We start from the raw sequence: 24,949 nt of genomic DNA on the forward strand, positions 1-24,949 counted from the left end.
CGGGTCACGCCTGCAGATAACGATCCCTGAGCGCGGTCCGCTCCGCGGCACCGAGCTTGAGCCCGTCGCGCAAATAGGTGTCGAGGTCGCCGTATTCACTGCCGACGGCTTCGAAGGCCGCCGCGAGATAGGAGGCCTCGACGCTGCCGATCGCGTTGAGGACGTCGGCAGGCAGATCGGACGCGCTCGACAGGTCGCGCTTGTAGTGCCGGTTGGTCAGCAGATAGTCCTCGGCAATGACGTGATCGGGCACGCCGAGCGCATGAAGGATCAGCGCGCTGGCAAAGCCGGTGCGGTCCTTGCCGGCGGTGCAGTGGATCACGAGCGGTGCGCGGTCTTCCAGGAGATGGCCGAACAGCGTACGGAAGCTGTGCGTGTTGTGCCGGACATAGTTGCGATAGGACTCGCGCATGATGTCGAGCGCGACCGGCGCGGTCAGCGTGCCCTGGGCAAGCTCGGCGCGCAGGGCGGCCACGACCGTCGGCTCGATCGGCAGCGAATGCACGGTGATGTCGTTCATCATGCAGACGCCGGCGGCGCGCTCCTCGACGCCGCGGAAATCGAAAGCGCTCCTGACGCCGAGCGCGCGCACGATCTCGATATCGGCCGTGGTGAGCTGGCCGAGATGGTTGGAGCGAAAGAGGTGCCGCCAGCGCGTGACGCGGCCATCGGCGGTCGGATAGCCGCCGAGGTCGCGAAAATTGCTGGCGCCCTGCAGGGCGAGATGGCGAGCGGGGGAGTCTGACATGGGATCAGCTTGCGTTCTTGGGACCAGCTTGGGCTATGTTTCCGGCGGACGCGCTGCGGGCGTCCTTGACGTCTACTAAGGGGGCGATCGTGAGCCGGCACAAGGCCATTATTTTGACACTCGCATTGATGGCGGGCGAGGTCCTCACCGCGCGGCAGGCGGATGCGCAGACGTTCCAGACCTATCGTTGTACCGATGGTACGCAGTTCATCGTTGGGTTTTATGACGCCGACAAGCGCGCCTTCCTTCAGATCGATGGGGAGCCCGTAACTCTCGCCAAGCGGCTTTCGGTCTCGGGAGCGCGCTATTCGGGAGCGGGCATCACGCTGACCATCGGCAAGACCGGGACGACGACGGTCAGGCATCTGAGACGGCCGGCGACGGCCTGCGCACTGATCTGAGGGGATCGTCAGGAATCAAAAAGGGCCGAAACCTCGTTGTTTCGACCCTTTTTCAAACTGCCGCCGTGCCCTTGCAAAGGTGCGGCGATACTGGACCAAGCGCAGGCATCAGCGATCCCATTTCGGCTTGGCTTCCTCGATTGCTTCCTGGTGGTACCAGCTACCGCTGCAGATCGTCTCGTTGACGGGAAGAGAGAGACGATCGGCCGGCAGGCCGGTCTCGCCATAGCGGCGCCCCCCGAGAGCCGCACGGCCCCCGACCGGGAATTGGTAGATCTTCGCAGATCCCTGACTCAAACCATTGTTCATCATTCGACTATCTCCTTTGGCGCGAAGTCCTTGACCTCCATGGTGCGCCCGACTCGTTCGCGTGTGGTTACTGGAATCTCCATATCGGCCGTGCGTCCTGAAATGCAAAGTGCTGAAAAGGAAATCAGTTCTGGCCTATTTTGTAGGCAGTCACCGTTCTGCTTCCCCCAAGGCACCGCTCCACTGACTAACGCTTGGGCCATTGCGAAGGTTGCGAGCGGCGGCCCGGAGACTTCCCGAATATTGCTGGACGTTGATGCGCGTTTAGTCGGCAACCTCGGGGAAGGCCTCCAGTGCTCTGGAATCAGGCGTTTTCCGCGGGATTTTTGCAGTGCAGCTTCACGGAAAGGTGCGCTGCTATGACGCACGCGGCCGCGGGCTGGGCGCGGGTCCGGCGCGCCGGACGACGACGGTGGATAAGTGCCCGCCGTGCGGCCTTTTGGCACGCAAAATGCTTATAGAAGGGCGGCCGATGGTGGCCGGGTACAACGTGCGGGGGCTCTCAGTCCTCACCTTTCGCATCATCTACAGAGAGGCTCAATGACCAAGTACAAGCTCGAGTACATCTGGCTCGACGGATATACGCCGACTCCGAATTTGCGCGGCAAAACCCAGATCAAGGAATTCGCGTCGTTCCCGACGCTCGAGCAGCTTCCGCTCTGGGGCTTCGACGGCTCCTCCACCCAGCAGGCCGAAGGCCACAGCTCCGATTGCGTGCTGAAGCCGGTCGCCGTGTTCCCGGATGCCGCGCGCACCAACGGCGTGCTCGTGATGTGCGAAGTCATGATGCCCGATGGCAAGACCCCGCACGCCTCCAACAAGCGCGCCACCATCCTCGATGACGCCGGCGCCTGGTTCGGCTTCGAGCAGGAATACTTCTTCTACAAGGACGGCCGTCCGCTCGGCTTCCCGTCGTCCGGCTATCCGGCGCCGCAGGGCCCGTACTACACCGGCGTCGGCTACTCGAACGTCGGCGACGTCGCCCGCAAGATCGTCGAAGAGCATCTCGACCTCTGCCTCGCTGCCGGCATCAACCACGAAGGCATCAACGCGGAAGTCGCGAAGGGCCAGTGGGAATTCCAGATCTTCGGCAAGGGGTCCAAGACCGCTGCCGACCAAATGTGGATGGCCCGCTACCTGATGCTGCGCCTGACCGAGAAGTACGGCATCGACATCGAGTTCCACTGCAAGCCGCTCGGCGACACCGATTGGAACGGCTCGGGCATGCACGCCAACTTCTCGACCGAGTACATGCGTACGGTCGGCGGCAAGGAGTACTTCGAGGCGCTGATGGCTGCCTTCGACAAGAACCTGATGGACCACATCGCCGTCTACGGCCCGGACAACGACAAGCGTCTGACCGGCAAGCACGAGACCGCGCCGTGGAACAAGTTCAGCTATGGCGTTGCCGATCGCGGCGCCTCGATCCGCGTTCCGCACTCCTTCGTCAACAATGGCTACAAGGGCTATCTGGAAGACCGCCGTCCGAACTCGCAGGGCGACCCATACCAGATCGCTTCGCAGATCCTGAAGACGATCGCGTCCGTGCCGGCTGACAAGAAGGCGGCCGCCTAAGATCCTCCCGGCCCGGGCTGGGGGGCTGGTCCGGGTTGGCTTTCAATCCGCCGGAGCTGAAAGGCTCCGGCGGATTTTTGCATCTTGATGACAACCATTCCTGTGATCCGCCGGTGCAGATCGCGCGAAACTTGTCCATCGCGGCTGAAAGGGGGGTAGAATGCCATCCGGATGTGCGCAGGGCCGGGGACGCGGCTGGTGTTCGAGGGTTTCTACAAGGTACGATTTCAGCTCGGCGACGCCGTCGGCCGGAGCGTGATGCATGCCGGCAATGGCAAGATGCTCGGCGGCAATTCCGCGTTCGCGCATATCGGCACCTATGCGAAGACCGAGGACGGTGTGGACGTCGTGATCAACACGGTCCGGCACAATCCCGATCCGAATTATCGCGCGCTGGCCGGCACCGACGATGCGACCCTGATCGCGAAGGGCCGTGCCGACGGCGATCTCTATCGTTTCAAGGGCGAGCTGAAGGAGCTGCCCGGCGTGCCATTCCAGTCCCTGATGACGCCGATCACCGAGGACGAGGTGCCGATCGCCGGTGGCGTCGGCGAGGGCGGCATCGTCGACGGTCTCTACTCGGTCCATCTGCGGATGCTGGACGGACTGGACGGCGGCCTGACCGGCGTGATGCTGCTCAACCATGGCCGCATTCTCGGCGGCGACGCCTCGTTCTACTATCTCGGCAGCTACACGGCCGCGAACGGCCGGTGGAAGGGCCAGATTCTCAACCAGGAGCATTCGCCGGCCAAGGACGATCCCGTCTTCGGCGGCCACGAGGTCGGCATCGGCTTCTCCGGCACCTATGATGAGGAGCACGCGGTGCTGGAGGCGACCGCGTTCGCCGGCAAGCGCAGCCTGCGCCTGACCGCCGCGCTCAAGCTCATGCACCGCGCCTGATCGCCACCGGAAAGCGCAGATGGAAAATGTCGTCCGCATGCTCTCCACGCTCGGCCTGATGGGGGCGATGCGCGGATTGTCCACTGCTTACGAGGCCGCGGCGGGCGTCCGCATCGATGCCGATTTCGCGCCGACCCAGGCGCTGCTCAAGCGGCTGCGTGACGGCGAGGGCGCCGATCTCGTGATCCTCACGCGCGAGGGCCTCGACGAGATGATCGGGGAGGGCTACGTCGTCGCCGCGAGCGCGGCCGATCTGGCGCGTTCCTTCGTCGGCATTGCCGTCGGCGCCGGGCAGCCGCACCCGGACATCGGCAGCGAGGCCGCGCTGCGCAAGACGCTGACCGCGTCGCGCTCCGTCGCCTATTCGCGGCTCGGCGCCAGCGGAATCTACTTCGCCCAATTGATCGTCGGATGGGGATTGCCGACGAGATCAATGCCCGCGCCACCATCGTGCAGCAGGGCTTCACCGCCGAGCGGCTGATCAGCGGCGAGGCCGATCTCGCCGTGCAGCAGATCAGCGAACTCAAGCAGGTCGATGGCATCGAGGTGGTCGGTCCGATTCCGCACGATCTGCAGACACCGGCCGTGTTCTCTGCCGGCCGCATGGCGCGCGCCGAGCATCCGGACGCGGCCGACCGCTTGCTGCGCTACCTGGCATCCGCGGAGGTCGTCCCGGTGCTGCGGCAATCGGGGCTGGAGCCTTGAATTCGCCGGCACCGCGACGCAACGTGACCACCATGCGAGCCCGTCTCTGTGCCGTTCTGCTTTTGCTTGGCGTGCCCCTCGCGGCGCATGCGCAATCGGCCGACCTCGTGCTGTGCGACCGGGTCGCGGCCGATCCCAGCGATCCCGACAAGCCCGCCGACGTGAAGGGCGTGCCGGAGGTCGCAGCCTCCGACGTCGCGACCGCCATCAAATTCTGCAAACAGGCCGCGCCATCGTCGCGGCGCGCGATGTTCGAGCTCGGCCGCGCCTATGCGGCCAATCGGCAGACGGCGGAAGCGATGGCGGCCTGGCGCAAGGCGGCCGACAAGGGATCGAGCGCGGCGATGGTCGAACTCGGCGTGCTCTACGGCACCGGCTCCGGCGTCGCGAAGGACGAAGCGCAGGCGCGCAGACTGTTCGAGAAGGCGGCGCAGGCCGGCAACCCCCGCGGTGTCAGCAATCTTGCCGCGCTTGGTGGCGCGGGCGGTGGCGCGCCTGCCGATCCCGCGCAGGCGCGCGCGCTGCTCGGCAAGGCCGCCGAGACCAATGCGGAGGCGCAGTATCAGCTCGGCCTGATGCTCTCCAACGGCACCGGCGGGGAGCGGGATGACGTCGCGGCGCGTGCGATGTTCGAGAAGGCGGCGGCGCAGAACCATCCCGGCGCGCTGGAACGGATGGGCGCCTTCGCGCAGGACGGCCGCGGTGGCGCGAAGGACAAGGACGCCGCGAAGGCCTATTACGAGCGCGCCGCCGCGCTCGGCAATGAGGATGCCAAGAAGGCGGTGGAACGCCTGCGCTGTCCCTATGCGATCAAGGACAAGCAGGGGAAGTTCGTCACCACGCTGTGCTTCTAGCCTCTGTGCTTCCGGCCTGTCGTGACGAGCGGCATTGTCGCGTGCCTGCATCCGCGGGACCAATGCGGGGCTTGATCGAGCGCAAGGCCGCCGGGCTCCGTGCGTGGCTACAATCTGCCTTCAGCGGAAGGGAGATCTGCGATGAAGCTGCGGAATTGGATGGTGGCGTTCGCCGTGTCGGGAGCGGCCAGTGCGGTTGCGGCCCAGGACCTGAGGTCGCCGTCCCCGGATCAATACGTGCCGCGCCTCGGCGACATCATGAGCACCGCGCAGACGCGGCACCAGAAGCTCTGGCTGGCCGGCAAGGCGCAGAACTGGGAGTTGGCCGCCTACGAGCTGAACCAGCTGAAGGCCAGCCTGGTCGAGGCCGCGGTGCTCTATTCCGGCATTCCCGTCAGCAACGTCACGACGCTGGAGCCGTCGTTGCAGTCGATCGCCGATGCGGTCGCGGCGAAGGACGGCCGCAAATTCGGAAAGGCGCTGGGCGAATTGACCGACGGTTGCAATGCCTGTCACAGGTCGATGAAGCGAAGCTTCGTCGTCATGCGGGTTCCCTCCGATCAACAGCCCTTCGCCAATCAGCAATTCGCGCCGGCCGTCAAGCCCTGACGGAACGGACCTGACGTGGCGCGGGTTGAAACCGAACGCACGACAGGAGGCAACCATGATCCGCAAGCTCGCAACCGGCGAATATCGCCTCTACTCACGCAAGGTGAATCCGAAGACCGGCAAGCGCCGCAACCTCGGCACCTTCAAGAGCCGCGCCGCGGCCGAGAAGCACGAGCGCGACGTGCAGTATTTCAAGCGGCACTGATTGCCGGCTGCGCCGCCACGAGGCGAACAACCAAAAACTCGAAAACAACCCCATGCACAGTAGCCGGGGCGTCAGAACGGCTGGCTGCGGATTTTACGAAGTGGATTGACCCGTCGGGCAAACCAGGCGCACGATGGCATCCTGGCGGCGAAAGGTTCCGCAAGCAGCCCTGCGCGGAAACGCCGGATGGCCACGGTGCGGCGAGAGTGCTAGGTAGCCCGCGATTCCTTTCTTGATTTTGCGGGCCGATTGCGTTGCTGGACGGACTCTACAAGGTTGAATACGGCATCAACGATGCGTTCGGACGCAGCATCATGTGCATGCATGACGGCAAGATGCTGGGCGGCAACTCGGCCTTCGCGCATCTCGGCACCTATCGGGCGCACGATGGCGAGGTCGTGGGCGAGGTGATCACCGAGCGCCATAACGACGATCCCAATTTCAAGCCGCTGATGGGCTCCGACGTCGCCGCGATCAGCGTGCGCGGGCCGTTCGACGGCCACCAGATCCGCTTCGAAGGTCACTCCGATGCCATGCCGGGCGGCAGGTTCTGGGCCAATCTCGCACGGCTCGACGACGAGGCGCTGCCGCCGCGCGGGACGATCGGTCCGGGCGGGATCGTCAACGGGCTCTACGCGATCAGCTTGCGCGCGCTCGACGGTGTCGATGCCGGGCTCTCCGGCGTGATGCTGCTGATCGACGGCCACATCCTCGGCGGCGATGCGTTCTTCTACTATCTCGGCTCGTATTCCTCGGCGGACGGCCGTTGGAAGGGCGAGATGCTCAACCAGGAACACACGCCGGCGCGGGGCGAGAATCCCGTGTTCGGCGGCTACGAAGTCGGGATCGGATTTTCCGGCAGCTGCACCGCCGACAGTGGAGAGATCGAAGGCATCGCGCTGGCCGGCAAGCGCAGCCTGCGTCTTGCGGCCTCGCTCAGACTGATGCGGCGGGCGTAGGGCTTACGGCGATCATCGCCGAACCGCCTTATGCGCTTCGACCGTTTAGCGGGGCTGATCGAGCCTCTTGGTCAGCCCCTCGCGGACGCCGTCGATCACGGTGGCGTAGTCACGGCTCGCGGTTTGCCTGAACAGGCGGACCGTCGGATACCACGGGCTGTCGTCCCGACCGAGAAGCCACCGATAGTCCGGGACGCAGGGAAGCAGAACCCAGGTCGGCTTGCCCAGCGCGCCCGCCAGATGAACGACGCTGGTGTCGACGCTGATGACCAGATCGAGGCACGAGATGAGTGCGGCCGTCTCGCAGAAATCAGTGAGATGAGGTGCCGCGTCGAGGATGTCGGTCCGCTCGCGGAATGCCGGCTGGTCGGTCGGCCTGACCTCCTTCTGCAGGCTGACGAAGGCGGCACCCGTGTCCAGAAGGCCGGTGAGCATTCGAAACGGAATCGATCGATTGTGATCGTTCGCGTGCTCGGCGTTGCCTGACCAGGCAAGGCCAACCCGCAATCGACCATCGCCGAACCGATCGTCGAGCCGCTCTTGCCAGGCTTGCATGCGCGCTGGAGATGCGGGGGGCAAATAGGGCGTCGCCGCTGGAATGGTTTCCAATCGCGTGCCGAAAAGCATCGGCAAGGTGGCGAGGGGGCAATGGAAGTCGAAGGGCGGTATGTGCGCCCCGGACGATCCCGCGAGGCACTGCGAGACGCCTTGCAGTGCTGAAAACAGCGGCTGCAGCGCGTCCTGCACGAGCAGGACGACGTTCGCGCCGCAGGCTGCGAGCATCGGAACGTATCGCACGAAGTGGATGGCGTCGCCCAATCCTTCGTCGGCGCAAACGAGCACCGTCTTGCCGGCCACGCCTTCGATCCCTGCCAGCTTGGGTCCGGCGAGCGGCGGATAGGACTTCATGAGGGACGGGACATCCCAGCGCGTCTCTCTGCCCTTCCAGCCGCGCTTGAAGTCGCCGGTCAGCATCTGAAGCAGGGCGAGATTCCATGCCGCGCGCGCGTGCTCCGGCCCGAGGACCGCGGACCGCTTGTAGGCGGACATCGCGTCGTCCACGCGCCCGAGCTCCGCCAGGACATTGGCCCGATTGAAGACGGTTTTCCCAGCGTCGGGTTTGACCTTCAATGATCGATCGTAGAACGAAAGAGCTTCGTCGAGGCGGCCCTGCGCGCGAAGAAATGCGCCGAGATTGCTGAGGGTCTCGGAGTTTCGAGGATCGAGCTCGGCTGCACGCCTGCCGTCAGCGATCGCCTCGTCGTGCCGCTTCAGTCCGTTCAGCACCAAGGCGCGCATATGGAAGCTCGGGGCATGGTCGGGGCGGAGCGCGACGCTCCGGTCGAGATGCACGAGCGCCTCCGCGAGTTGCCCGGCTCCATGAAGAATGTGTCCGATCTTGTAGGCGGCGTCGGCATGGTTCGGATCGAGTTCGAGCGCGCGACGAAAGCACAGCAAGGCATCGTTCGGTCGCCGGGCCTGCGTCAGGCCGTCGCCCATCTGCCGCCACAGCTCGGCATCGTCAGGCCGGAGCTGGACAGCCTTGTCGAAGACTCTCAGGGCCTCATCGATGCGACCTGCCGCCACGAGCGCATTGCCCAGCGTTGCCAGATAGGCGGGTTGCGGGTCCTTCCTGATCGCACGGGACGCCCAATCTATCGCCTTGTCCGCGCGGCCGGCGGCGAGGTCGACGACCGCCATGAGGTGAATGCTCGCGGCGTTCTCCGCATCCAGCTTGAGGGCCTCCTTGGCGCGAGACTGCGCCTTCGGCAATCGCCCGTCGCGCAGATGTTCGATGGCTGATGCGTGAAGCTCCGCGAGAAGCGCGACGGCCGTGCGGGTCCCGTCGATCGATCCGAGATCGTTGTCTCGTTTGTCCGGCTCGGCGAATTGGCGATCAGGATTGGCCATGAGAATTCCTCGGGAATAGCCGGTTGCAATCCCTAGGTGATTCGTCAGCTCCCGGTAAACCGGCGGGCCGGTGCCTCGAAACGGTCCGTCCCGGGGCCGATCAGTTCCCGCTTCGTCGTCCCGTCACGGCGCGGGGCAGGCGGCTCCGGTCTTTACCCAGGCTTCGACCAGCGCGCCGGCCTGCTCCTGCGTGCCCGGCGCAGGCGAGCGTCCGAAGCCGGGCTTCCAGGCCCAGCCGACGAGCGTGTCCTTGCCGATATGATCGATCAGCTCGTCCACCTTGCGCCCGCCGTTGCGCGCGGGATCCCTGATCTGCTCGCAGATTTCGCCGACCGTCTTGCCTTCCCATGCCATCTCGCGCGGAGCGAGGTGCCATTCGGGATGACCGGGCACGCGGCCTGGCTCGAAATTGGCCTTCAGGTGGCAGGCCTGGCAGCGCATCGTCTCCAGCCCGTGACCGTCGGCGCCGCGCGCCACCGGCGGCTGGTGCAGGCGGGGCGTGTCGCCCTGGCGCGGACTATCGCCGGCGGGATGGCAGTTCGTGCAGCGCGGATGCGTCAGCACCTTGCCGAGTTCGGTGAAGATCGCGGCCGATCGCTTCTGGGGGTCGGCGATGCCGGCAAAGCTGTCGGGAGAGGCAAGTGCGTGGCTCGCCGTCTGCGAGGCGGCGTAGCCGGCACCAAGGCTGCCGGCGAGAGCGACGATCACCGCGATCGTCGTGAACCGCGCATCGGAGATCATGGCTGGTGTCCTCCGCGCCGCTATTTGGTGGCGATGAGATAGCGGTTTGAATCCGCAAGGATCACGTCACGCACCGCCTCGTGATATTTGATGTAGCCGGTGCAGCGGCAGAGATGGCCGTCGAGCGCCTCCGCGATGGTCTGCTCCAGCGTCTCGCGCGCGACAGGCTTGCGCGACAGCCGCTCGAGCAGCACCTGGCCCTCGTTGAGGAAACCGGCGGTGCAATAGCCGCATTGGAACGCGAAATGATCGACGAAGGCCTGCTGCAGGGCCGAGAGCTCGCCGTCCCTGGCGTGTCCCTCGACGGTGCGGATCGTCTTGCCGTCGAAGTTCACGGCCGGCGCGATGCAGGTCGGGCTGGTGTAGCTGGTGCCGTCGGGCTCGTCGACGATGATGGCGCAGCTCAGGCATTGCGCGGCGCCGCAGCCGAACTTGGTCCCCGTCATCCCGAGGATCTCGCGCAGGAAGTCGTTCATCGAGAGATCGTCGCGGACCTCCGTCGGACCGTGCTTGCGGCCGTTGATGGTGAGGCTGAGGGTCGTCACGCGAGCACTCCCTTCAAGAGGCTTGATGTGACCGGCAGGCTGCGGAAGCGGTGGCCGGTCGCGTCGTGAATGGCGTTGATCAGCGCCGGCACGATCGGGATCATCACGACCTCGGCCATGCCCTTCGGCGCTTCGTCCGGTGTCCGCGGCTTCAGCATCTCGATTTCCAGGTCGCGCAAGGGCAGGTCGGAGCCGCGCGCGACCAGATAGCGGCCGAGATTCCATTCGCCGTTGCCGGGGCCGCCTTCGAACGGCGGCAGCGTTTCCAAAAGCGCGTAGCCGACACCCATGGCGAAGCCGCCATGGGCCTGGCCCATGACCACCTCGGGCACGAGCGCGGTGCCGCACTCGAACACGCTGTAAGCTTTGGCGATGCGGAGTGCGCCGGTCGCGCGTTCGATCTCGACGCGGACGAGCGTGCCGCACATCGAGGTGTAGGCGGTGCCGATCCGGTTGTTGTCGGTCGGCGGAAACTTGACGCTGCTGCGGTTGATCCGTTCGAACCTGCCGTTGCCCCTGCGGATGGCGAGTGCGTCGATCTCGGCGCGATATTGTTCGCCGAACAGGGGAAAGCGCGCCCGCGACCAGGCCCAGCGCGAAAAGCTGTGCGCGACCGCGCCGGTGACGAAGCCGCGTGCGTGGGCTGTCGCGGCAAGTGCCGGCAGCGCCAGCGGTTCGAGATCTGGCATCGTGAGCCGGCCGTTGCGCCAGCTCGCGCTTGCCCATTGCCGTGCGCGCGGATCGGTCTTCGGAATGCGCCACAGCTCGAGCGCCGCCGGCCAGAGCCCGAAACGGAAGATGGCGCGGGCGGCTTCGGCGGCCGAATGCGTGCCGACATGCGCGCCGATCGAGGCGGATGTCGCCGAGCTGATCGCGGGTACCCAGCGCGGATTCTTCTCGGCCGCGTCCTGCGTCTTCTGGTCCATCGTGTAGGGATCGCCGGAGGTGACGAGGCCGAGGGCATCGTAGCTGTCGACGCGGGCGACCGAGACCTCGTCGGCAATGATGCCGAGATGGTTTGCGACGCGATTGGCGAGGGCCGTGCCGATCCCGTTGCCCATCTCGACGTGGTCGCAGAAGATCGCGATCCTGCCGTCGGGGTCCAGCTCGACGCGGCCGAGCGAACAGTCGGCGCCGGAGCCGTAATCCTTGGTCACGCAGGCAACGCCGGTGCCGACCAGCCGGCCGGAAGCGCCCTGCTGCTTGAGCTGAGCGCGCTGCTGCCAGATCGGATGCTGTTCGAGCTTGTCGAGCAGTTCCGGCGTGCGGACCGAGACGATGTAGGGATTGCCCGTCATGGTCCGGCCGTTCTGCTTCAGCGCATTGCGCCTGCGGAATTCGATCGGATCGAGCTTGAGCTCGCCTGCGGCCTCGTCGACCAGTACCTCGATCGCGGTCATGGTCTGCAGCGTGCCGTAGCCGCGCATCGAGCCAGCGGTCACGCCGCGCGAATGCATCGCCACCGTGGTGACGTCGACCTTGGGGATGTCGTAGATCCCGATCGCGCCGGTGGCGGCGACGACGGCGACATTGGCGGAGAAATTAGCAAGGCCACCGCCGTCGAGGACGTGGTCGGCCGCGAAAGCCCTGATGAGACCGCTCGCGCGGTCGATGCCGATGCGCGAGCGCATCTTGATCGGGTGGCGCTTGATGCCGCCCTGGAACTGCTGGTAGCGGTCATGCGCGAGCCGCACCGGCTTGCCGGGGAAGACGATCGCGGCGAGCGCGACATAGAGGATGAAGGGCGTGTGGTCGCGTCCGCCGAAGCCGCCGCCGACATGGGCGAACTGCGCGTTGATATGGGCGGGCTTGTAGGGCGCGTGGGCGCTGGCGAGGAGATGCGCGAGCGACTCCGCGGCCTCGTAAGGCGACTGCACGCCGAGCACCAGTTCGAGCGTGCCGCCCTTGCCGGCGTACCAGGCGAGGCCGCATTCGGGCTCCAGGAACATCGGGTCGACCGACTGTGTCTCGAACTCGCGGTCGAGCACCAGCATGGCGTCGTCGTCAGCGGCAAGCTCCGCGCGGATCCGCTCGCCATGTTTGGCTGCCTTGACGTAGTCGGGCGGCATCTCCCTGGCGAGCGGCGACCACACCGGCAGCGCCGCGTTCTGAACCTTCTTCGGCGAGACCCATCCGGCCTGGATCGGCGAATAGACGTCCGGTTTGTCGGGCGAGGGACCCGCGACGCGGGTGAAGCGGTAGGAGCCGTAATCGGGCGCGGTCACCGGCCCGGTCTCTTCGCCGAACCTGACGAAGGTGCCGTCGCGCAAGGCGATGCGCGCCCGATCGAAGGCGTCGAAGGTCTCGAAGATCAGCAGGGCGACCGGCTGGCCGAGATAGAGCGGCGTCTTGCCGAGCGGGCAGAACAGGTCGCCGGCGTAGAACTCCGGCACCTGCGTGCCGATGCGGTCGAGATCGGAAGCCGTGACGACGACGGCCGGCTTCAGCGCGCCCTTGAGACGGCCGAGATCCATGCCGGTGTAGACGTGCGTGGCGTCGTTGGCGCGCACCAGGATCGCGTGCGAAGTGGTCTGCGGCCAGCCGGGCAGGTCGTTGGCGCGGAAGTCGGACGCGTACAGTTTTGCGCCGGTGACCTTTGCGACGCCGTCGACGCGGCCCGCGCCTTTTGCCGCAGGGTTGATTTTGCCGCGGCCGGGAAGCGTTTCGTGGGACGCGAACGGCGCCTCTTTCGCCAGACCCAGGTGCGAGAGGCTGACCGTGATCCCTCCCGCCGAAAACCACTTCACGAACTCGCGTCGCGAAGGCCGCATGATCTCATCCTTGTACAAGGTTTGGTGGGCACAGCGATGCTGACGGAATCGATGCCCGAATGGTACGCGCCGACGCTGGCGTGAAGCTGTCACGATTCGCCACGCGATGATAGAAAAGGGCAGGACGTTTACAACGAATGAAGAAGCTGCGCGCGCGACGAAATACTCATTCGTGCTTGATTTGCAGTCGAATCGAATTGAAGACGTTTCGTGGCACAGGGGGGCTTGAGATGCGGCAGGATCAGGACGACGGCGTTTCCGTCGGCGCCACGACGGGCGCCAGAGGATTGTCGCGGCGGCAGTTGCTCGATTGCGGTCTCAAGGCCGGCGCGTTGTCGCTGATCGCGGGGACGGCGAAGGCCCAGCATGCGGCGCACGACCATGGCGGGACGTCGCACACGGCGGACATGTCGCCGACGATGGGCATGGTTCCGGAAACGCCCGTGCCGGCGATGGACCAGCCGCTGACCGAGCCGGAGGTGCGGCGCTCCGTCAACGGCGTGCTCAGCACGACCTTGCGCTGCAGCTACGCCTATCGCCAGATCGGCGGCGTCAGGCTTTATGTCAGGTCGTATGAAGGGACGAGCCCGGGGCCGACGCTGCGCATGAAGCCGGGCGAGACCTTGCGCATCAAGCTGATCAACGACCTGCCGCCGAACCGCGACGGGCTGCCGGCCAACATCAGCCACCCGCACCAGTTCAACAACACCAACTTCCATTTCCACGGTGCGCATGCGAGCCCGAGCGGGATCGCGGACAACGTGATGCGCTCGATGGCACCCGGCCACAGCTACAACATCGAGATCGCGCTTCCGGCCGACCACACGCGCGGCACCTATTGGTATCATCCGCACCATCACGGCAGCGCCGACATCCAGATGTCGAGCGGCATGGTCGGCGCCATCATCGTCGAGGGCGATTTCGCCGACGTTGCGGAGATCGCGGCGGCGCGCGAGCGGCTGCTGGTCCTGACCCAGGTCGTCCACGACGCCAGCGGCATGATCGAGAATTTCGAGACGCTGTTTCCGGAGACCGCGACGCGGTTTCTCGCGATCAACGGCCAGCGCCGCCCGATGATCGAGATGCGCCCCGGCGAAGTGCAGCGCTGGCGCATTCTCAACGCGGCCTATCAGGACGACATGCTGCTCGACCTCGAGAAGCACGATCTGCACGCGATCGCCTATGACGGCATCCAGCTCGGCGCCGTGCAGCCGCTCAAGCAGCTCCTGATCGCGCCGGGCCAGCGCGCCGACATCCTGGTGAAGGCGGGCACGCCGGGCACCTATGCCTTCAACGCGATGCCCTACGACCAGGGCCATCCGTCTCCGGTCGGCCCGCTGGCGCGCGTCGTGGTGTCAGGCGCGCCGATGGACATGAAGCTGCCGCGTGCGCTTCCGCCGGCGCCGCTCGCATCCATCAAGGACGCGGAGATCACCAACCGCCGCAAGGTGGTGCTGTCGGCGACCGCGCCGGAGGCCGACGCCGCCGGCCACTGGCAGGAGTTCGAGTTCTTCATCGACGGCAAGAAGTTCAATCCGGGCCGTATCGATCAAAGGGTCAAGCTCGGTGCGGTGGAGGAGTGGACCATCGTCAACACGCATGAGCACGACGACCACGTGTTCCACATCCACACCAATCCGTTCCAGGTGGTCTCGGTCAACGGCAAGGCGCTGGCGACGCCCGAATGGCGGGACTCCGTGATCGTCGAGCGCAAGGGCGGCGAGGTCGTGTTCCGCTCGCGTTTCCTCGATTTCGCGGGCGTCTTCATGCTCCATTGCCACATGATGAACCACGAGGAGATGGGCATGATGCAGACGGTCGAGGTCTATAAGCCCTAAGTCTCGGGGCGGATTGCGGGAAATCGACCCGTCCCGGGGGCGGATTCCGGCATCGGCCGGGCTTCCCCTGGCGGCCCGCATGGCCTATTACGCTGCAACGCAAAATTCCCCCAAAAGACCGCCATGATCCGCCTCGACAACGTCAGCAAGCAAGCCGGCCACCAGATCCTGTTCATCGAAGCCTCCGCCGCCCTCAACAAGGGCGAGAAGATCGGCCTCGTCGGCCCGAACGGCGCGGGCAAGACCACGCTGTTCCGGATGATCGCCGGCGAGGAGCTGCCGGACGAAGGGCAGGTGTCGACCGATCGCGGCATTTCCATCGGCTATTTCAACCAGGACGTCGGCGAGATGTCCGGCCATAGCGCGGTCGCCGAGGTGATGAACGGCGCAGGTCCCGTCAGCGAGGTCGCGGCCGAGCTCCGCGAGCTCGAAGCCGCGATGGCCGATCCCGACAAGGCCGACGAGATGGACGAGATCATCGCCCGCTACGGCGAGGTGCAGCACCGCTTCGAGGAGCTCGACGGCTACGCGCTGGACGGCCGCGCCCGCGAGGCGCTGTCCGGCCTCGGCTTCAGCCAGGAGATGATGGAGGGCGATGTCGGCAAGCTGTCCGGCGGCTGGAAGATGCGCGTCGCGCTGGCCCGCATCCTCCTGATGCGTCCCGACGTCATGCTGCTCGACGAGCCGAGCAACCATCTCGATCTGGAAAGCCTGATCTGGCTTGAGAAGTTCCTGCACGACTATGAAGGCACGCTCCTGATGACCTCGCACGACCGCGAGTTCATCAACCGCGTGATCTCCAAGGTGATCGAGATCGATTCCGGCTCGCTCACGACCTACACCGGCGACTACGAATTCTACGAGCAGCAGCGCGCGCAGAACGAGAAGCAGCAGCAGGCGCAGTTCGAACGCCAGCAGGCCATGCTCGCCAAGGAGATCAAGTTCATCGAGCGCTTCAAGGCGCGCGCCTCGCATGCCGCGCAGGTGCAGAGCCGCGTCAAGAAGCTCGACAAGATCGAGCGCGTCGAGCCGCCGCGTCGCCGCCAGAGCGTCGCGTTCGATTTCCTGCCGGCGCCGCGCTCGGGCGAGGACGTCGTCGCGCTGAAGAACGTCTACAAGGGCTACGGGACCAAGCGCATCTATGACGGTCTCGATTTCATGATCCGCCGCCGCGAGCGCTGGTGCGTGATGGGCGTCAACGGTGCCGGCAAGTCGACGCTGCTGAAGCTCGTCGCCGGTGCGAGCGAGCCGGACGAAGGCACCGTCGCGCTCGGCGGCAGCGTCAAGATGGGCTATTTCGCCCAGCACGCGATGGACCTGCTCGACGGCGAGCGTACCGTGTTCCAGTCACTGGAAGATTCGTTTCCGACCGCGGGGCAGGGCTCCTTGCGGGCGCTCGCCGGCTGCTTCGGCTTCTCCGGCGACGACGTCGAGAAGCGTTGCCGCGTGCTCTCGGGCGGCGAGAAGGCGCGGCTGGTGATGGCCAAGATGCTGTTCGATCCCCCGAACTTCCTGGTGCTGGACGAGCCGACCAACCATCTCGATCTCGCCACCAAGGAAATGCTGATCACGGCGCTGTCGGATTTCGAGGGCACCATGCTGTTCGTATCGCACGACCGGCATTTCCTCAGCGTGCTGTCCAACCGCGTGCTCGAGCTGACGCCCGAAGGAATCCACCAGTATGGCGGCGGCTATACGGAATACGTCGCGCGCACCGGCCAGGAAGCGCCCGGACTGCGGTCGTAGACGGGCTCGGTCGCCCGGATAACTCGAAGCGACATCCGCCACTGTCGGAGCGGAAGACAGGCAGGACTCGCGCTGGCCCGTACGGGGCAACTCCCGGGATCTGCGACATCGCGATGATCGCGCGACGAAGGCCCGACGGGCGTTTGACGAGTGCAGCGGCCTGAAGACGTCACCTCGCCCCGCGAGCGGGGCAAGGTGAGTGGATCTTGATCCCGGCGCGTTATGCGCTGACTTCGCACTTCTTCATGAAGCTGTTCTTGGCGGCGCCGGCGAGCGGCTTGCCGTCGGAGCCGACCGCCTTGGGCGTACAGGCGTCGGCCTTGCACTTCTTCATGAACGAGGTCTTGGCCGCGCCGGCCAGTGCCTTGCCGTCCTTGCCGACAGCCTTGCTCTCGCAGGTGTCGTCCGCGAGGGCCGAGCCGGCTGCAAAGGTGGCGAGGATCGCAGCCAGGAAAATCCGCTTCATCATGGGTGTCTCCCTAAACCAAAAGTGGCGAGGGAATTGGAACCCGGAATCGTGGCGCAATCAAGCTGGATCGGCGCGGCGGCATTCGCATTCGTTTCAATTTTTCCAGCGGTCGAGGATCGCAACGGCCTTGACGAGGACATCGTCCATCGCGTCGCGATTCCCGGGCACGGACTGCCGCCGGGACGAAGGATCGTCGAAATCGTGGGTCGCGCCCGGGTACACGGTGAGATCGATGCGCGCGCCGGCCTGATGCGATCGGTCGACGACGCGCTGGCAGTTCTGCGGGGAGACTTCCTCGTCGTCGGCGGCGAGAAACACGGCAATCGGCGCCGTGGCGGGGATGACCGGCGCGAGAAGCGCGGCCGGCCCGCAGCCCGGATAGAACACCAGCGCGCCGCGATAGCCCGGCTGGGTCGCCTGCCGGATCATCACGTTCAGCGCGGTGCTGCCGCCATTGGACCAGCCCTGGAGAAAGATGCGGTTGCCGATCACGTCGCTGCGCTGACGCAGATAGGCCAGAGCACCCTCGGCATCGAGCGGCCGCACGGTCTTCTCGTTGACGTCGGCGCGATCGGGATCGCCATGGGTGAAGCGGCCGAAGCCGTGCGCCTTGCCGCGCGGGCCGAAACTGTCCGGGAGCAGGGCCAGGTAGCCGTGCGCCGACCAGTATTCGCCCCACATCGCATGGCGCCGGGACAATGTGGTGGCGTTGCAGCGCGACGCCGTGCCGGCGCCGACATAGGTGCAATCGGCGTTGTCGTTGATGGAGTAGGGGCCGCCCCGGCCATGCAGCATGACGACGGCCGGCCAGGGCCCGGGCGTGGAGGGCTGGAACAGGTAGCCGACGAGCTCGGTGCTGCCGTCTGCACTGCGAAACGAGACGGTTTGCGGTGCGGCAGAGGCCGGCCGGATCGACAGCAGTGCCGCGATCAGGCCGATCCAGAGACGACCGGGCCGATACCATGATGCGTTCCGGTCCGGCCGCAAAGCGATCAGATCCCGCGTGCGAGCAGGGCCTTGAAGTCGGCCCGTCCACGCTGCGCCTCGGCCCGCGCAACCTCGGAGGCCTCGCCCAGCCCGAAATAGCCATGGATCAGGCCGGCGCCTTCATGATGCCTGACCGGCACGCCGGCGGCCTCCAGCGCCCGCGCATAGGCCGCGCCTTCGTCGCGCAGCGGATCGAACCAGGCGGTGGTCACGATCGCGGGCGGAAGTCCGGCCAGCGATGCGGCGCGCAGCGGCGACACACGCCAATCCGCGGCATGGCCGGGATCAGCCAGATAATGGCCGGCGAACCATTCCATCACCGCGCGGGAGAGAAAATAGCCCTCCGCGTTTTCGCTGCGGGACGGAAAGCGTGCATTCTCGCGCGCGTCGGCATAGCTGCCGGCGACGTCGGTCACGGGATAGACCAGCATTTGCGCGGCGAGCCTGATGCCGGCATCGCGGCAGGCAATGGCGGTGGTCGCCGCCAGATTGCCGCCGGCGCTGTCGCCGGCAACCCCGAGGCGCTTCGCGTCGCCGCCAAATTCCGCGACACGGCTGAAAACATCGCGCGCCGCCGCGAAGGCATCCTCGAACGCGCCGGGAAAGCGCGTCTCCGGCGGCCGCCGATAGTCGATGGAGACGATGACCGCGCCGGTTTCGATCGCCAGCAGTCGGGCCTGCCGGTCGTGGGTTTCGAGGTCACCCGCAACCCAGCCGCCGCCATGAAAGAACACCACCGTCGGCGCGGAGCCGCTGCCGGTCCTGTAGAGACGCGCCGCGAGCGGACCGGCGCCGCCCTTCACCTGGATGTCCTTGACGATATCGACGGGCGGCGGCGGCACCGCGGCGCGCGCGGCAGCGAGTGCGCGCAAGGCATCGCGGGCGCTCTGTGGCGTCATCGTGGTCGGATCGCGCAGCGGCAGCTTCGGAATGATCTCTGCGATGACGGGATCGAGTGGTGCAGGCATTGTCTGGTCCTCACGGGGCGTGGCGGGTCCACACCGGGTTCTTGGTCTTGCTTGCGGGTTAGCATAGATTTCGTGCGCCGCATCGGCAACCGGCGGTCTTGCAATGCTGCCGGATGAGCATGGGAGGTCGTGAGGTGGAATTCGAAACGCTTGTGCAGTCGCGCCGCAGCGTCCGCGGGTTCAGGCAGCAGCCGGTGCCGCGACACGTGATCGAGGCGATCATCGAAAGTGCCAAGCGCGCGCCGTCATCGATGAACACACAGCCCTGGCACGTCCACGTGCTCACGGGTGCGCCGCTGGACGAAGTGCGCCGGCGCAACATGGAGGAGATGATCGCCGGCGCGAAGGTCAAGCGCGACATCGTCAGCCATGGCGAGTACCAGGGCGTGCATCGCACGCGGCAGGTCGACATCGCCAAGAAGCTGTTCGGAGCGATGGGTATCGAACGCGACGACAAGCCGATGCGACAGGACTGGGTGCTGCGCGGCTTCCGCCAGTTCGATGCGCCGGTTTCGCTGGTGCTCACCTACGATCGCGTGCTCGATCCCGGTGCCGTCTGTCATTTCGATCTCGGCGCGCTCAGCTACGGCATCGTGCTCGCGGCCTGGAACCGTGGGCTCGGCTCGGTGATCAACGGGCAGGGCATCATGCGCTCCGACATCGTGCGCGAGGTCGCCAAGATCCCGGACGACGAAGTGATCATGACGTGCGTCGCGTTGGGCTATCCCGACGAGAGCTTCGCCGCGAATACCGTTCGCTCCGATCGCGAGGAGAATGGCGACTTCGTACGTTACGTCGGCTTTGCCGATTGAGGCACTACAGCCGCGGCCGGGGCGACGAGAACGATTATTCCCCCGCTGAAATTTTTCGTGTGGGCTCGTTGCTTCCTCTTGCAATCTCGATCGTGCGGGAGGAACAATGGCCACAGTAAAAGGTTTGTTGCTGGCGCGAGGGAATTGACATGCGGCGGCTGGCTAGCCTGGTTCTACGGTTCTTCGGTCCGCGAGTGCGGCATGCGGTGGGAGACGATCCAAGTCTTCCGTTCAGTCCTGAAGAGTTCGGCCGCTTGATCCGCAGCGGCAGACGCGAAGACATGAAGCAGATTGCGGAAGGGTTGGCCTGCAGGTCGATCCCGCACCGTCCCAAGTACCGGGCGACTCACTAGGCCCGGCTTACTGTCCTCGGCATCGCCGCGCGCTCGCGCGTGCGCTCATCTCGTGATTGCGACCTGCTTGAAGGAAGTCACGAGCGCCTTCTCGAGCTTTCCGGTCATCCCGCAAAGAATGTTGTAAGCCTCCGCGCGCGGCATCGGCGGCTTGTAGTGCCGATGCTCGATCAGCGCCGCGAAGATGTCCGAGATCGTGAGAATTCGCACGATGTCGCTGATGTTCTCGCCGCAAAGCGCATCCGGATATCCGCTTCCGTCGAGATATTCGTGGTGATGCCGCACGGCATCGAGAATCTCCGGCGAGATCGCCGCATGTCCTTTCAGGAACTCGTAGCCCGCGGCGGGATGCGTCTCGATCAGGGCGCGTTCGTCGTCGTCGAGACGGCCCGGCTTGTCCAGGATGGCGAGCGGGATCCGGGCCTTGCCGATGTCGTGGAACATGGCGGCCGAATACAGGCGCTCGAGATCCGTTCTTCCGACGCCGAGGCTGAGGCCGAAGTCGATCGCGACTCCCGTCACGAGCAGGCAATGCTGATAGGTTCCCTCGTGATGGCGCCGCACTGTCGTGAGCCATTCCGACAGGCCGTGTTCGCTGATGCGCTCCGCGATCTTGCGACCGGCCTCCTTCGTGCCGTCGATGTCGATCGGCTCGCCGAGCGTGACGGCCGTGAACATCGACGCAATGGCGGTCGCCGCGGTCTCGACGGCGTTGTCCGGTTGCGGCTCGGCACCGGATGAAGCAGCAGGGGGATCAGCAAGCGCGGCGAGCAGCCTGGTTCGGTTGATGGTCCCGGGCAGGACGAGCGTCGCGCCGAGCGCATAGGCCTGCGAGACGCACACGTGCGAGCTGTGCTCGACGAGGAAGATCAGCTTCCTCGCCTTTGCCAGCTTCGTGGCCCGCTTCTTGATCGCCGCAATGCTGTCGACGTCGCGCAGCTCCGCGCGGACGACGACGGCAGCGGGCGTCTGCGGCAGGCTGGATTCCGCGTCGAGCCGTTCCGCGGCAACGGTGAATCTGTGTTCGAGGATCGAGCAGACACCCGACAATTTGTCGGATGTGTCGGCCAGGACGTGCACGAACGTACGGTCCACCCCGTGGGTGCCGCTAACAATGGACATGGTTCGCGCGTTCTGCACAATTAGCCTGGACTGCAATGCGTCGGAGTTCGATGAGATGAATGTCGGACCTACCTGTTGTGGTCGAATTTCTGCGAGCCGTCCTGACGGCTCGTCGGTTTCTTCTTGGTGTCCGCGGTGATGAAATGGACACCGGCCATGGTGCCGTCGATCCAGACCAGTTCGCAGCGCCGGTAGGCGAGCCCCGTCGAGGACAGCAGCATGAAGAATTCCTTGGCCTGGAGCACGTCGAGCGTGCCTTCGACCTCGAGCTTGGCGCCGGTCTCCGAGACGTCGACCAGGACGCAACTGCGGCGCCAGGTGCCGTCGGCACCCATCAGGTTGACGGGCTGCCTGTGATCCATCCGGACGCGAAGCGCCTTGCGACTATCGAATCTCATCGGCTGCCCCCAACCTTGACGCCGCAATGTCCCGGATCACCCGGATTGGCGTTCGCGGCAATTTCCCCCCAGCGCACGCTCCATTGGCTCGTCGACAGAAGCAGCGTGTCGAATATCTCCTGCGCCCGAGAGCGTTCGGCGAAGGACAGCCGCGCGCCGCCGCGATTGCTCAGGATCGCAAGCGTGGTCTGCCAGTTCAGCCGCGAAGCGCGGCATGCCATCACCAGACCCTCGCAATCGGCATCGGTCATCACGTGCTCGATGATCTCGATGGGAGCCGACGAGAGCACCGACAGCGCGGTGAACAGATTGGCGGTTTCCCCCCGGATGGCGAAGCGGTTCACCGTGGAGTCGTTGAGTTTGCCGGTGCGGTTGAGCGCGACGATCTCCGGTCGCGCCTTCGCATATTCGGCCGAGCCGGGGCGCTTCGGCACGACGGGGGCGGGCGTTGCGCCGGCTGGCGCGGCGGCCTGCTGGGGCGGCGAGGCGGGCGCCTCTAGCCTCGCCGGAGTCTTCGGATCGGGCGAGGGAGGAAGCAGCTTGCGCAGAACGATGTCGGGGATGCCCGGCCTGAGCGCCAGCGCCTTGGCGATATCGCCGTCCCGTTCAGCCCTGGCCGCCAACGCGGCATAGGCCGCGGAGGAGAAGCCCGCTCCGGGGTTCTGGATCAACGCGAGATGGACGTCGCGGGCGCCATGCTTGACGAGCGTTTCGGTCACGGCTGTTTCGAGCGTGCCCCGCGCGGCGATCGCGAGCCGATGCCGCTCGCCGCGGGACGTCGCGGCAGCCTCGAGGTCCGCCGTCGAGATTGCCTGGGATTTGAGCAGGACCGGACATGCCACGTCCGGATCGGCGTGCAGGGCCAACTCCCGCAGAGTCTCCTTCGGAGCTGCCTTGAGTTCGGCAAGTGCCAGGCTGACCGGGACCAGCGCGGCGGGGGCGACACGTCCCGTCAGGCGACGGAGGATAGCGTCAGCCACGTTGACCAGTTGTTGGTTAGGCTGGTCGGAGCCGACCGCGAGCAGGCGGACGATACCCGTCAGAATCCGCGCGCACCGCTCCGGCGAGCAGGCCGCGACCGCTTCTTCCAGTTCTGCAAGGATATCGGCAGGCGAATTTGCCATCGGTGGCAGGCCTGAAAATGCTAAAAATCTGAGTATTGAACAAACTCTATTGCGCCTCAGAGTTGTTAATTTGAGTTTTAGACGCCGGTGGTTCGGGTATGGTCACACCTTTAATTCACGGGAAACGCTATCGAAATTTGGCGGACGGCCCTGAGCCAGCTTGTCCTTTGAGTTGAACCCTCGCCAATTGACCGCAGGAGGATAGGATGAGTCTTTCGGTTCTGCTTGGAGCCGGAAGGGGGAAAATCACACCGGTTTTCGTCGGCGCTTGCGACTTCCTGACGCCGCTTTTCATTTTGCCATGACCAATATTGATGATGCGCCGGGTTTGGCGCCAAAGATTTTTCGCTTCTTCGATGTCGACGAATTTCGCAGTTCGATACGCGGCCTGAACATCGAGTTCACGCCGTTCGTGCGCAGAATTTCGACCGAGCAGATCATCCTGCAACTGCCGGGCTGCGACGTGAACGTGACGCGCGCGTTTCCCCGCGTCGTGGACGCGCAGCTCACGGCGGATTGCACGGCCGTCGGCTTCGCCATGGAAGAGACGGAGATTCCGATCCGCTTCAACGGCGCGCAGCGTGACCGCGCGGTCATCGTCATCGGCAGCGGCGGCGCCGCCTACAATACGATCGAAGAGGCGCCGAGACAGATCGCCTCGGTGGTGTTTCGGCCCGAGGTCAAGGACCGCGGCTGGCCGCCGACGAATTCGACCTTCAAGATATTCGAGACCGGCATTCCGGCGCTGAACCGTCTGCGGCGGGTCGTGCGGGAGGTGGTGGCGGCGGCGTCCGAGCCGATCGATCCCATCGAGGTGCCGTTCAAGGCCCGTGCGATGAAGGAATCCCTCTTCGGAGCGGTCGACGCGGCCATCGCCGACATCGTGCCGGCGCGATGGACCTCGTGGCCGAACGACGCGCGAAACTTCAAGATATTCCAGGATATCCGCGCGCTGGTGTCGGACGATCTCGCGCAGCCCATCTACAGTGAGGAGCTGGCACGCAAACTCGGCATCTCCGTCCGCACCATGCATGACGTCATCCGGCGTTATCGCGGCATGAGCCTGCATCGCTATCTGCGCCTGCGTCGTCTCTGGCTGGTGCGTCAGCGCCTCCTCGCGGGCGCGGAGAGCGTCAAGGCCGTGGCGCTCGCGTCAGGCTTCTGGCACCTCAGCGACTTCTCCCGGAGCTATCGCGAACAGTTCGGGGAGGCGCCGTCGGAGACGCTGGAGCGCGGCCGCCGGTCGTGATGCGTTGCCGGCAAATGGCGCGCGCCGCGAAACCGGTTCTGTGCTAGCCTGCCGGCAATGAGCAACCGGATCCTCGTCTTCTACGGTTCCTACCGCTCCGACCGCATGGGCATCCGCTTGGCGAATTTCGTCGTCGATCGCCTGCGCGCTCGTGGCGAAGACGTCGTGCTGATCGACGCCAAGGCGATCGGGCTGCCGATGCTCGACCGCATGTACAAGGAACACCCCAAGGGCAAGGCTCCCGAGGCGCTGGAGAAGCTGGCCGGGCAAATCCGCGGCGCCGACGGTTTCGTGTTCGTCACCGGCGAATACAATTGGGGCATTCAGCCCGGATTGAAGAATCTCACCGACCATTTCCTGGAAGAGTGGTTCTGGCGTCCGGCTGCGATCGCCAGCTATTCGGCCGGGCGTTTGTCCGGCGCACGTGCTTCGACCGCCTGGCACGGCACGCTGTCGGAGATGGGCATGGTGGTGGTGTCGAGCACCATCGGCGTCGGTCCGATCGCGCAGACGCTGTCGGCGGAATCCGAACCGATCGGCGAGGGGGGCAAGGCGCTGGAACGCTCGTTCCCGCGCTTTGCCGACGATCTGCTGTGGTGGATCGAGGCCGCCAAGGCGCAGCGGGCGCGGAAGGCCCCGCCGTACTGAGC

The 24,949-nt window shown here is 65.6% G+C and carries 24 protein-coding genes and 1 pseudogene; 13 read left to right on the forward strand and 12 right to left on the reverse strand.

The features are described from left to right. Positions 1-4: 4 nt before the first annotated feature. Entirely contained in the window at positions 5-748 is a 744-nt protein-coding gene (locus QM712_RS09995) for a tyrosine-protein phosphatase (RefSeq protein ID WP_415022925.1), read from the reverse strand. Positions 749-837: 89 nt separating this feature from the next. On the opposite strand from QM712_RS09995, the gene QM712_RS10000 reads away from it, so the two are divergent. Further along, a complete protein-coding gene (locus QM712_RS10000) occupies positions 838-1,149 on the forward strand; it encodes an MliC family protein (protein WP_415022926.1) in 312 nt (103 codons plus the stop codon). Between the two features lie 108 nt (positions 1,150-1,257). Here QM712_RS10000 and QM712_RS10005 read toward each other — a convergent pair whose 3' ends face one another. After that, positions 1,258-1,461, reverse strand: a complete 204-nt coding sequence (locus QM712_RS10005; protein ID WP_415022927.1) for a DUF2735 domain-containing protein — start codon at positions 1,459-1,461, stop codon at positions 1,258-1,260. 537 nt (positions 1,462-1,998) lie between these two features. Between QM712_RS10005 and QM712_RS10010 the strand changes: the two genes are divergently transcribed. The 7 genes and pseudogenes from QM712_RS10010 to QM712_RS10040 all read left to right on the forward strand — a co-directional run bounded on the left by QM712_RS10010 (position 1,999) and on the right by QM712_RS10040 (position 7,265). After that, a complete protein-coding gene (locus QM712_RS10010) occupies positions 1,999-3,033 on the forward strand; it encodes a glutamine synthetase beta-grasp domain-containing protein (RefSeq protein WP_415022928.1) in 1,035 nt (344 codons plus the stop codon). Positions 3,034-3,231: 198 nt separating this feature from the next. After that, the gene (locus tag QM712_RS10015) at positions 3,232-3,933 is read left to right on the forward strand and encodes a GrlR family regulatory protein (protein ID WP_415022929.1); all 702 of its coding nucleotides are present in this window, start codon (positions 3,232-3,234) and stop codon (positions 3,931-3,933) included. Positions 3,934-3,952: 19 nt separating this feature from the next. Beyond that, a pseudogene (locus QM712_RS10020) lies at positions 3,953-4,638 on the forward strand (substrate-binding domain-containing protein). 32 nt (positions 4,639-4,670) lie between these two features. After that, on the forward strand, positions 4,671-5,492 hold the full coding sequence (locus QM712_RS10025) for a tetratricopeptide repeat protein (protein WP_415022930.1): 822 nt from the start codon (positions 4,671-4,673) through the stop codon (positions 5,490-5,492). Between the two features lie 141 nt (positions 5,493-5,633). Then, positions 5,634-6,101 (forward strand): hypothetical protein, encoded by a 468-nt coding sequence (locus QM712_RS10030; RefSeq protein WP_415022931.1) that lies wholly within the window; start codon positions 5,634-5,636, stop codon positions 6,099-6,101. A 55-nt stretch (positions 6,102-6,156) separates the two neighbouring features. Beyond that, on the forward strand, positions 6,157-6,306 hold the full coding sequence (locus tag QM712_RS10035) for a hypothetical protein (protein ID WP_415022932.1): 150 nt from the start codon (positions 6,157-6,159) through the stop codon (positions 6,304-6,306). Between the two features lie 254 nt (positions 6,307-6,560). Beyond that, positions 6,561-7,265 carry a GrlR family regulatory protein gene (locus tag QM712_RS10040; protein ID WP_415022933.1) on the forward strand — a complete coding sequence of 235 codons (705 nt, stop codon included), beginning with the start codon at positions 6,561-6,563 and terminating at the stop codon, positions 7,263-7,265. Between the two features lie 45 nt (positions 7,266-7,310). Here QM712_RS10040 and QM712_RS10045 read toward each other — a convergent pair whose 3' ends face one another. The 4 genes from QM712_RS10045 to QM712_RS10060 form a co-directional block, all read right to left on the reverse strand. Beyond that, entirely contained in the window at positions 7,311-9,176 is a 1,866-nt protein-coding gene (locus QM712_RS10045) for a tetratricopeptide repeat protein (RefSeq protein ID WP_415022934.1), read from the reverse strand. A gap of 123 nt (positions 9,177-9,299) precedes the next feature. After that, the gene (locus QM712_RS10050; protein WP_415022935.1) at positions 9,300-9,917 is read right to left on the reverse strand and encodes an Isoquinoline 1-oxidoreductase subunit; all 618 of its coding nucleotides are present in this window, start codon (positions 9,915-9,917) and stop codon (positions 9,300-9,302) included. Between the two features lie 20 nt (positions 9,918-9,937). Continuing rightward, positions 9,938-10,462 carry a (2Fe-2S)-binding protein gene (locus QM712_RS10055; protein ID WP_415022936.1) on the reverse strand — a complete coding sequence of 175 codons (525 nt, stop codon included), beginning with the start codon at positions 10,460-10,462 and terminating at the stop codon, positions 9,938-9,940. Then, complete coding sequence (locus QM712_RS10060) at positions 10,459-13,233, reverse strand: xanthine dehydrogenase family protein molybdopterin-binding subunit (RefSeq protein ID WP_415022937.1); 2,775 nt, start codon at positions 13,231-13,233, stop codon at positions 10,459-10,461. The genes QM712_RS10055 and QM712_RS10060 overlap by 4 nt, the downstream gene beginning before the upstream one ends. 230 nt (positions 13,234-13,463) lie before the next feature. Between QM712_RS10060 and QM712_RS10065 the strand changes: the two genes are divergently transcribed. Beyond that, positions 13,464-15,071: a multicopper oxidase family protein gene (locus QM712_RS10065; RefSeq protein ID WP_415022938.1), complete on the forward strand. Its 1,608-nt coding sequence runs from the start codon at positions 13,464-13,466 to the stop codon at positions 15,069-15,071. A gap of 123 nt (positions 15,072-15,194) precedes the next feature. Further along, positions 15,195-16,817, forward strand: a complete 1,623-nt coding sequence (locus QM712_RS10070; RefSeq protein WP_415022939.1) for an ABC-F family ATP-binding cassette domain-containing protein — start codon at positions 15,195-15,197, stop codon at positions 16,815-16,817. A 220-nt stretch (positions 16,818-17,037) separates the two neighbouring features. Here QM712_RS10070 and QM712_RS10075 read toward each other — a convergent pair whose 3' ends face one another. The 3 genes from QM712_RS10075 to QM712_RS10085 all read right to left on the reverse strand — a co-directional run bounded on the left by QM712_RS10075 (position 17,038) and on the right by QM712_RS10085 (position 19,241). Continuing rightward, entirely contained in the window at positions 17,038-17,286 is a 249-nt protein-coding gene (locus QM712_RS10075) for a hypothetical protein (protein WP_415022940.1), read from the reverse strand. A 93-nt stretch (positions 17,287-17,379) separates the two neighbouring features. Continuing rightward, positions 17,380-18,273, reverse strand: coding sequence for a dienelactone hydrolase family protein (locus tag QM712_RS10080; protein ID WP_415022941.1), 894 nt, complete (start codon positions 18,271-18,273; stop codon positions 17,380-17,382). 5 nt (positions 18,274-18,278) lie between these two features. Further along, complete coding sequence (locus QM712_RS10085; RefSeq protein WP_415022942.1) at positions 18,279-19,241, reverse strand: alpha/beta hydrolase; 963 nt, start codon at positions 19,239-19,241, stop codon at positions 18,279-18,281. Between the two features lie 134 nt (positions 19,242-19,375). On the opposite strand from QM712_RS10085, the gene QM712_RS10090 reads away from it, so the two are divergent. Next, on the forward strand, positions 19,376-20,053 hold the full coding sequence (locus QM712_RS10090; protein ID WP_415022943.1) for a nitroreductase: 678 nt from the start codon (positions 19,376-19,378) through the stop codon (positions 20,051-20,053). 398 nt (positions 20,054-20,451) lie between these two features. On the opposite strand, the gene QM712_RS10095 is transcribed toward QM712_RS10090, so the two are convergent. From QM712_RS10095 to QM712_RS10105, 3 genes are all read right to left on the reverse strand, one after another. Continuing rightward, positions 20,452-21,528, reverse strand: a complete 1,077-nt coding sequence (locus QM712_RS10095; RefSeq protein WP_415022944.1) for an HD-GYP domain-containing protein — start codon at positions 21,526-21,528, stop codon at positions 20,452-20,454. A gap of 68 nt (positions 21,529-21,596) precedes the next feature. Further along, positions 21,597-21,926 carry a PilZ domain-containing protein gene (locus QM712_RS10100; RefSeq protein WP_415022945.1) on the reverse strand — a complete coding sequence of 110 codons (330 nt, stop codon included), beginning with the start codon at positions 21,924-21,926 and terminating at the stop codon, positions 21,597-21,599. Then, a complete protein-coding gene (locus QM712_RS10105) occupies positions 21,923-23,050 on the reverse strand; it encodes a DUF2336 domain-containing protein (protein WP_415022946.1) in 1,128 nt (375 codons plus the stop codon). Before QM712_RS10105 ends, QM712_RS10100 begins: the two co-directional genes overlap by 4 nt. Before the next feature lie 301 nt (positions 23,051-23,351). Between QM712_RS10105 and QM712_RS10110 the strand changes: the two genes are divergently transcribed. Further along, positions 23,352-24,299 carry a helix-turn-helix domain-containing protein gene (locus QM712_RS10110; RefSeq protein WP_415022947.1) on the forward strand — a complete coding sequence of 316 codons (948 nt, stop codon included), beginning with the start codon at positions 23,352-23,354 and terminating at the stop codon, positions 24,297-24,299. Between the two features lie 57 nt (positions 24,300-24,356). Continuing rightward, positions 24,357-24,947 carry an NADPH-dependent FMN reductase gene (locus QM712_RS10115; RefSeq protein WP_415022948.1) on the forward strand — a complete coding sequence of 197 codons (591 nt, stop codon included), beginning with the start codon at positions 24,357-24,359 and terminating at the stop codon, positions 24,945-24,947. Positions 24,948-24,949: the final 2 nt, after the last annotated feature.

The organism is Bradyrhizobium sp., from assembly GCF_047605465.1.
In the GTDB taxonomy this organism is placed as follows: Bacteria; Pseudomonadota; Alphaproteobacteria; order Rhizobiales; family Xanthobacteraceae; genus Bradyrhizobium.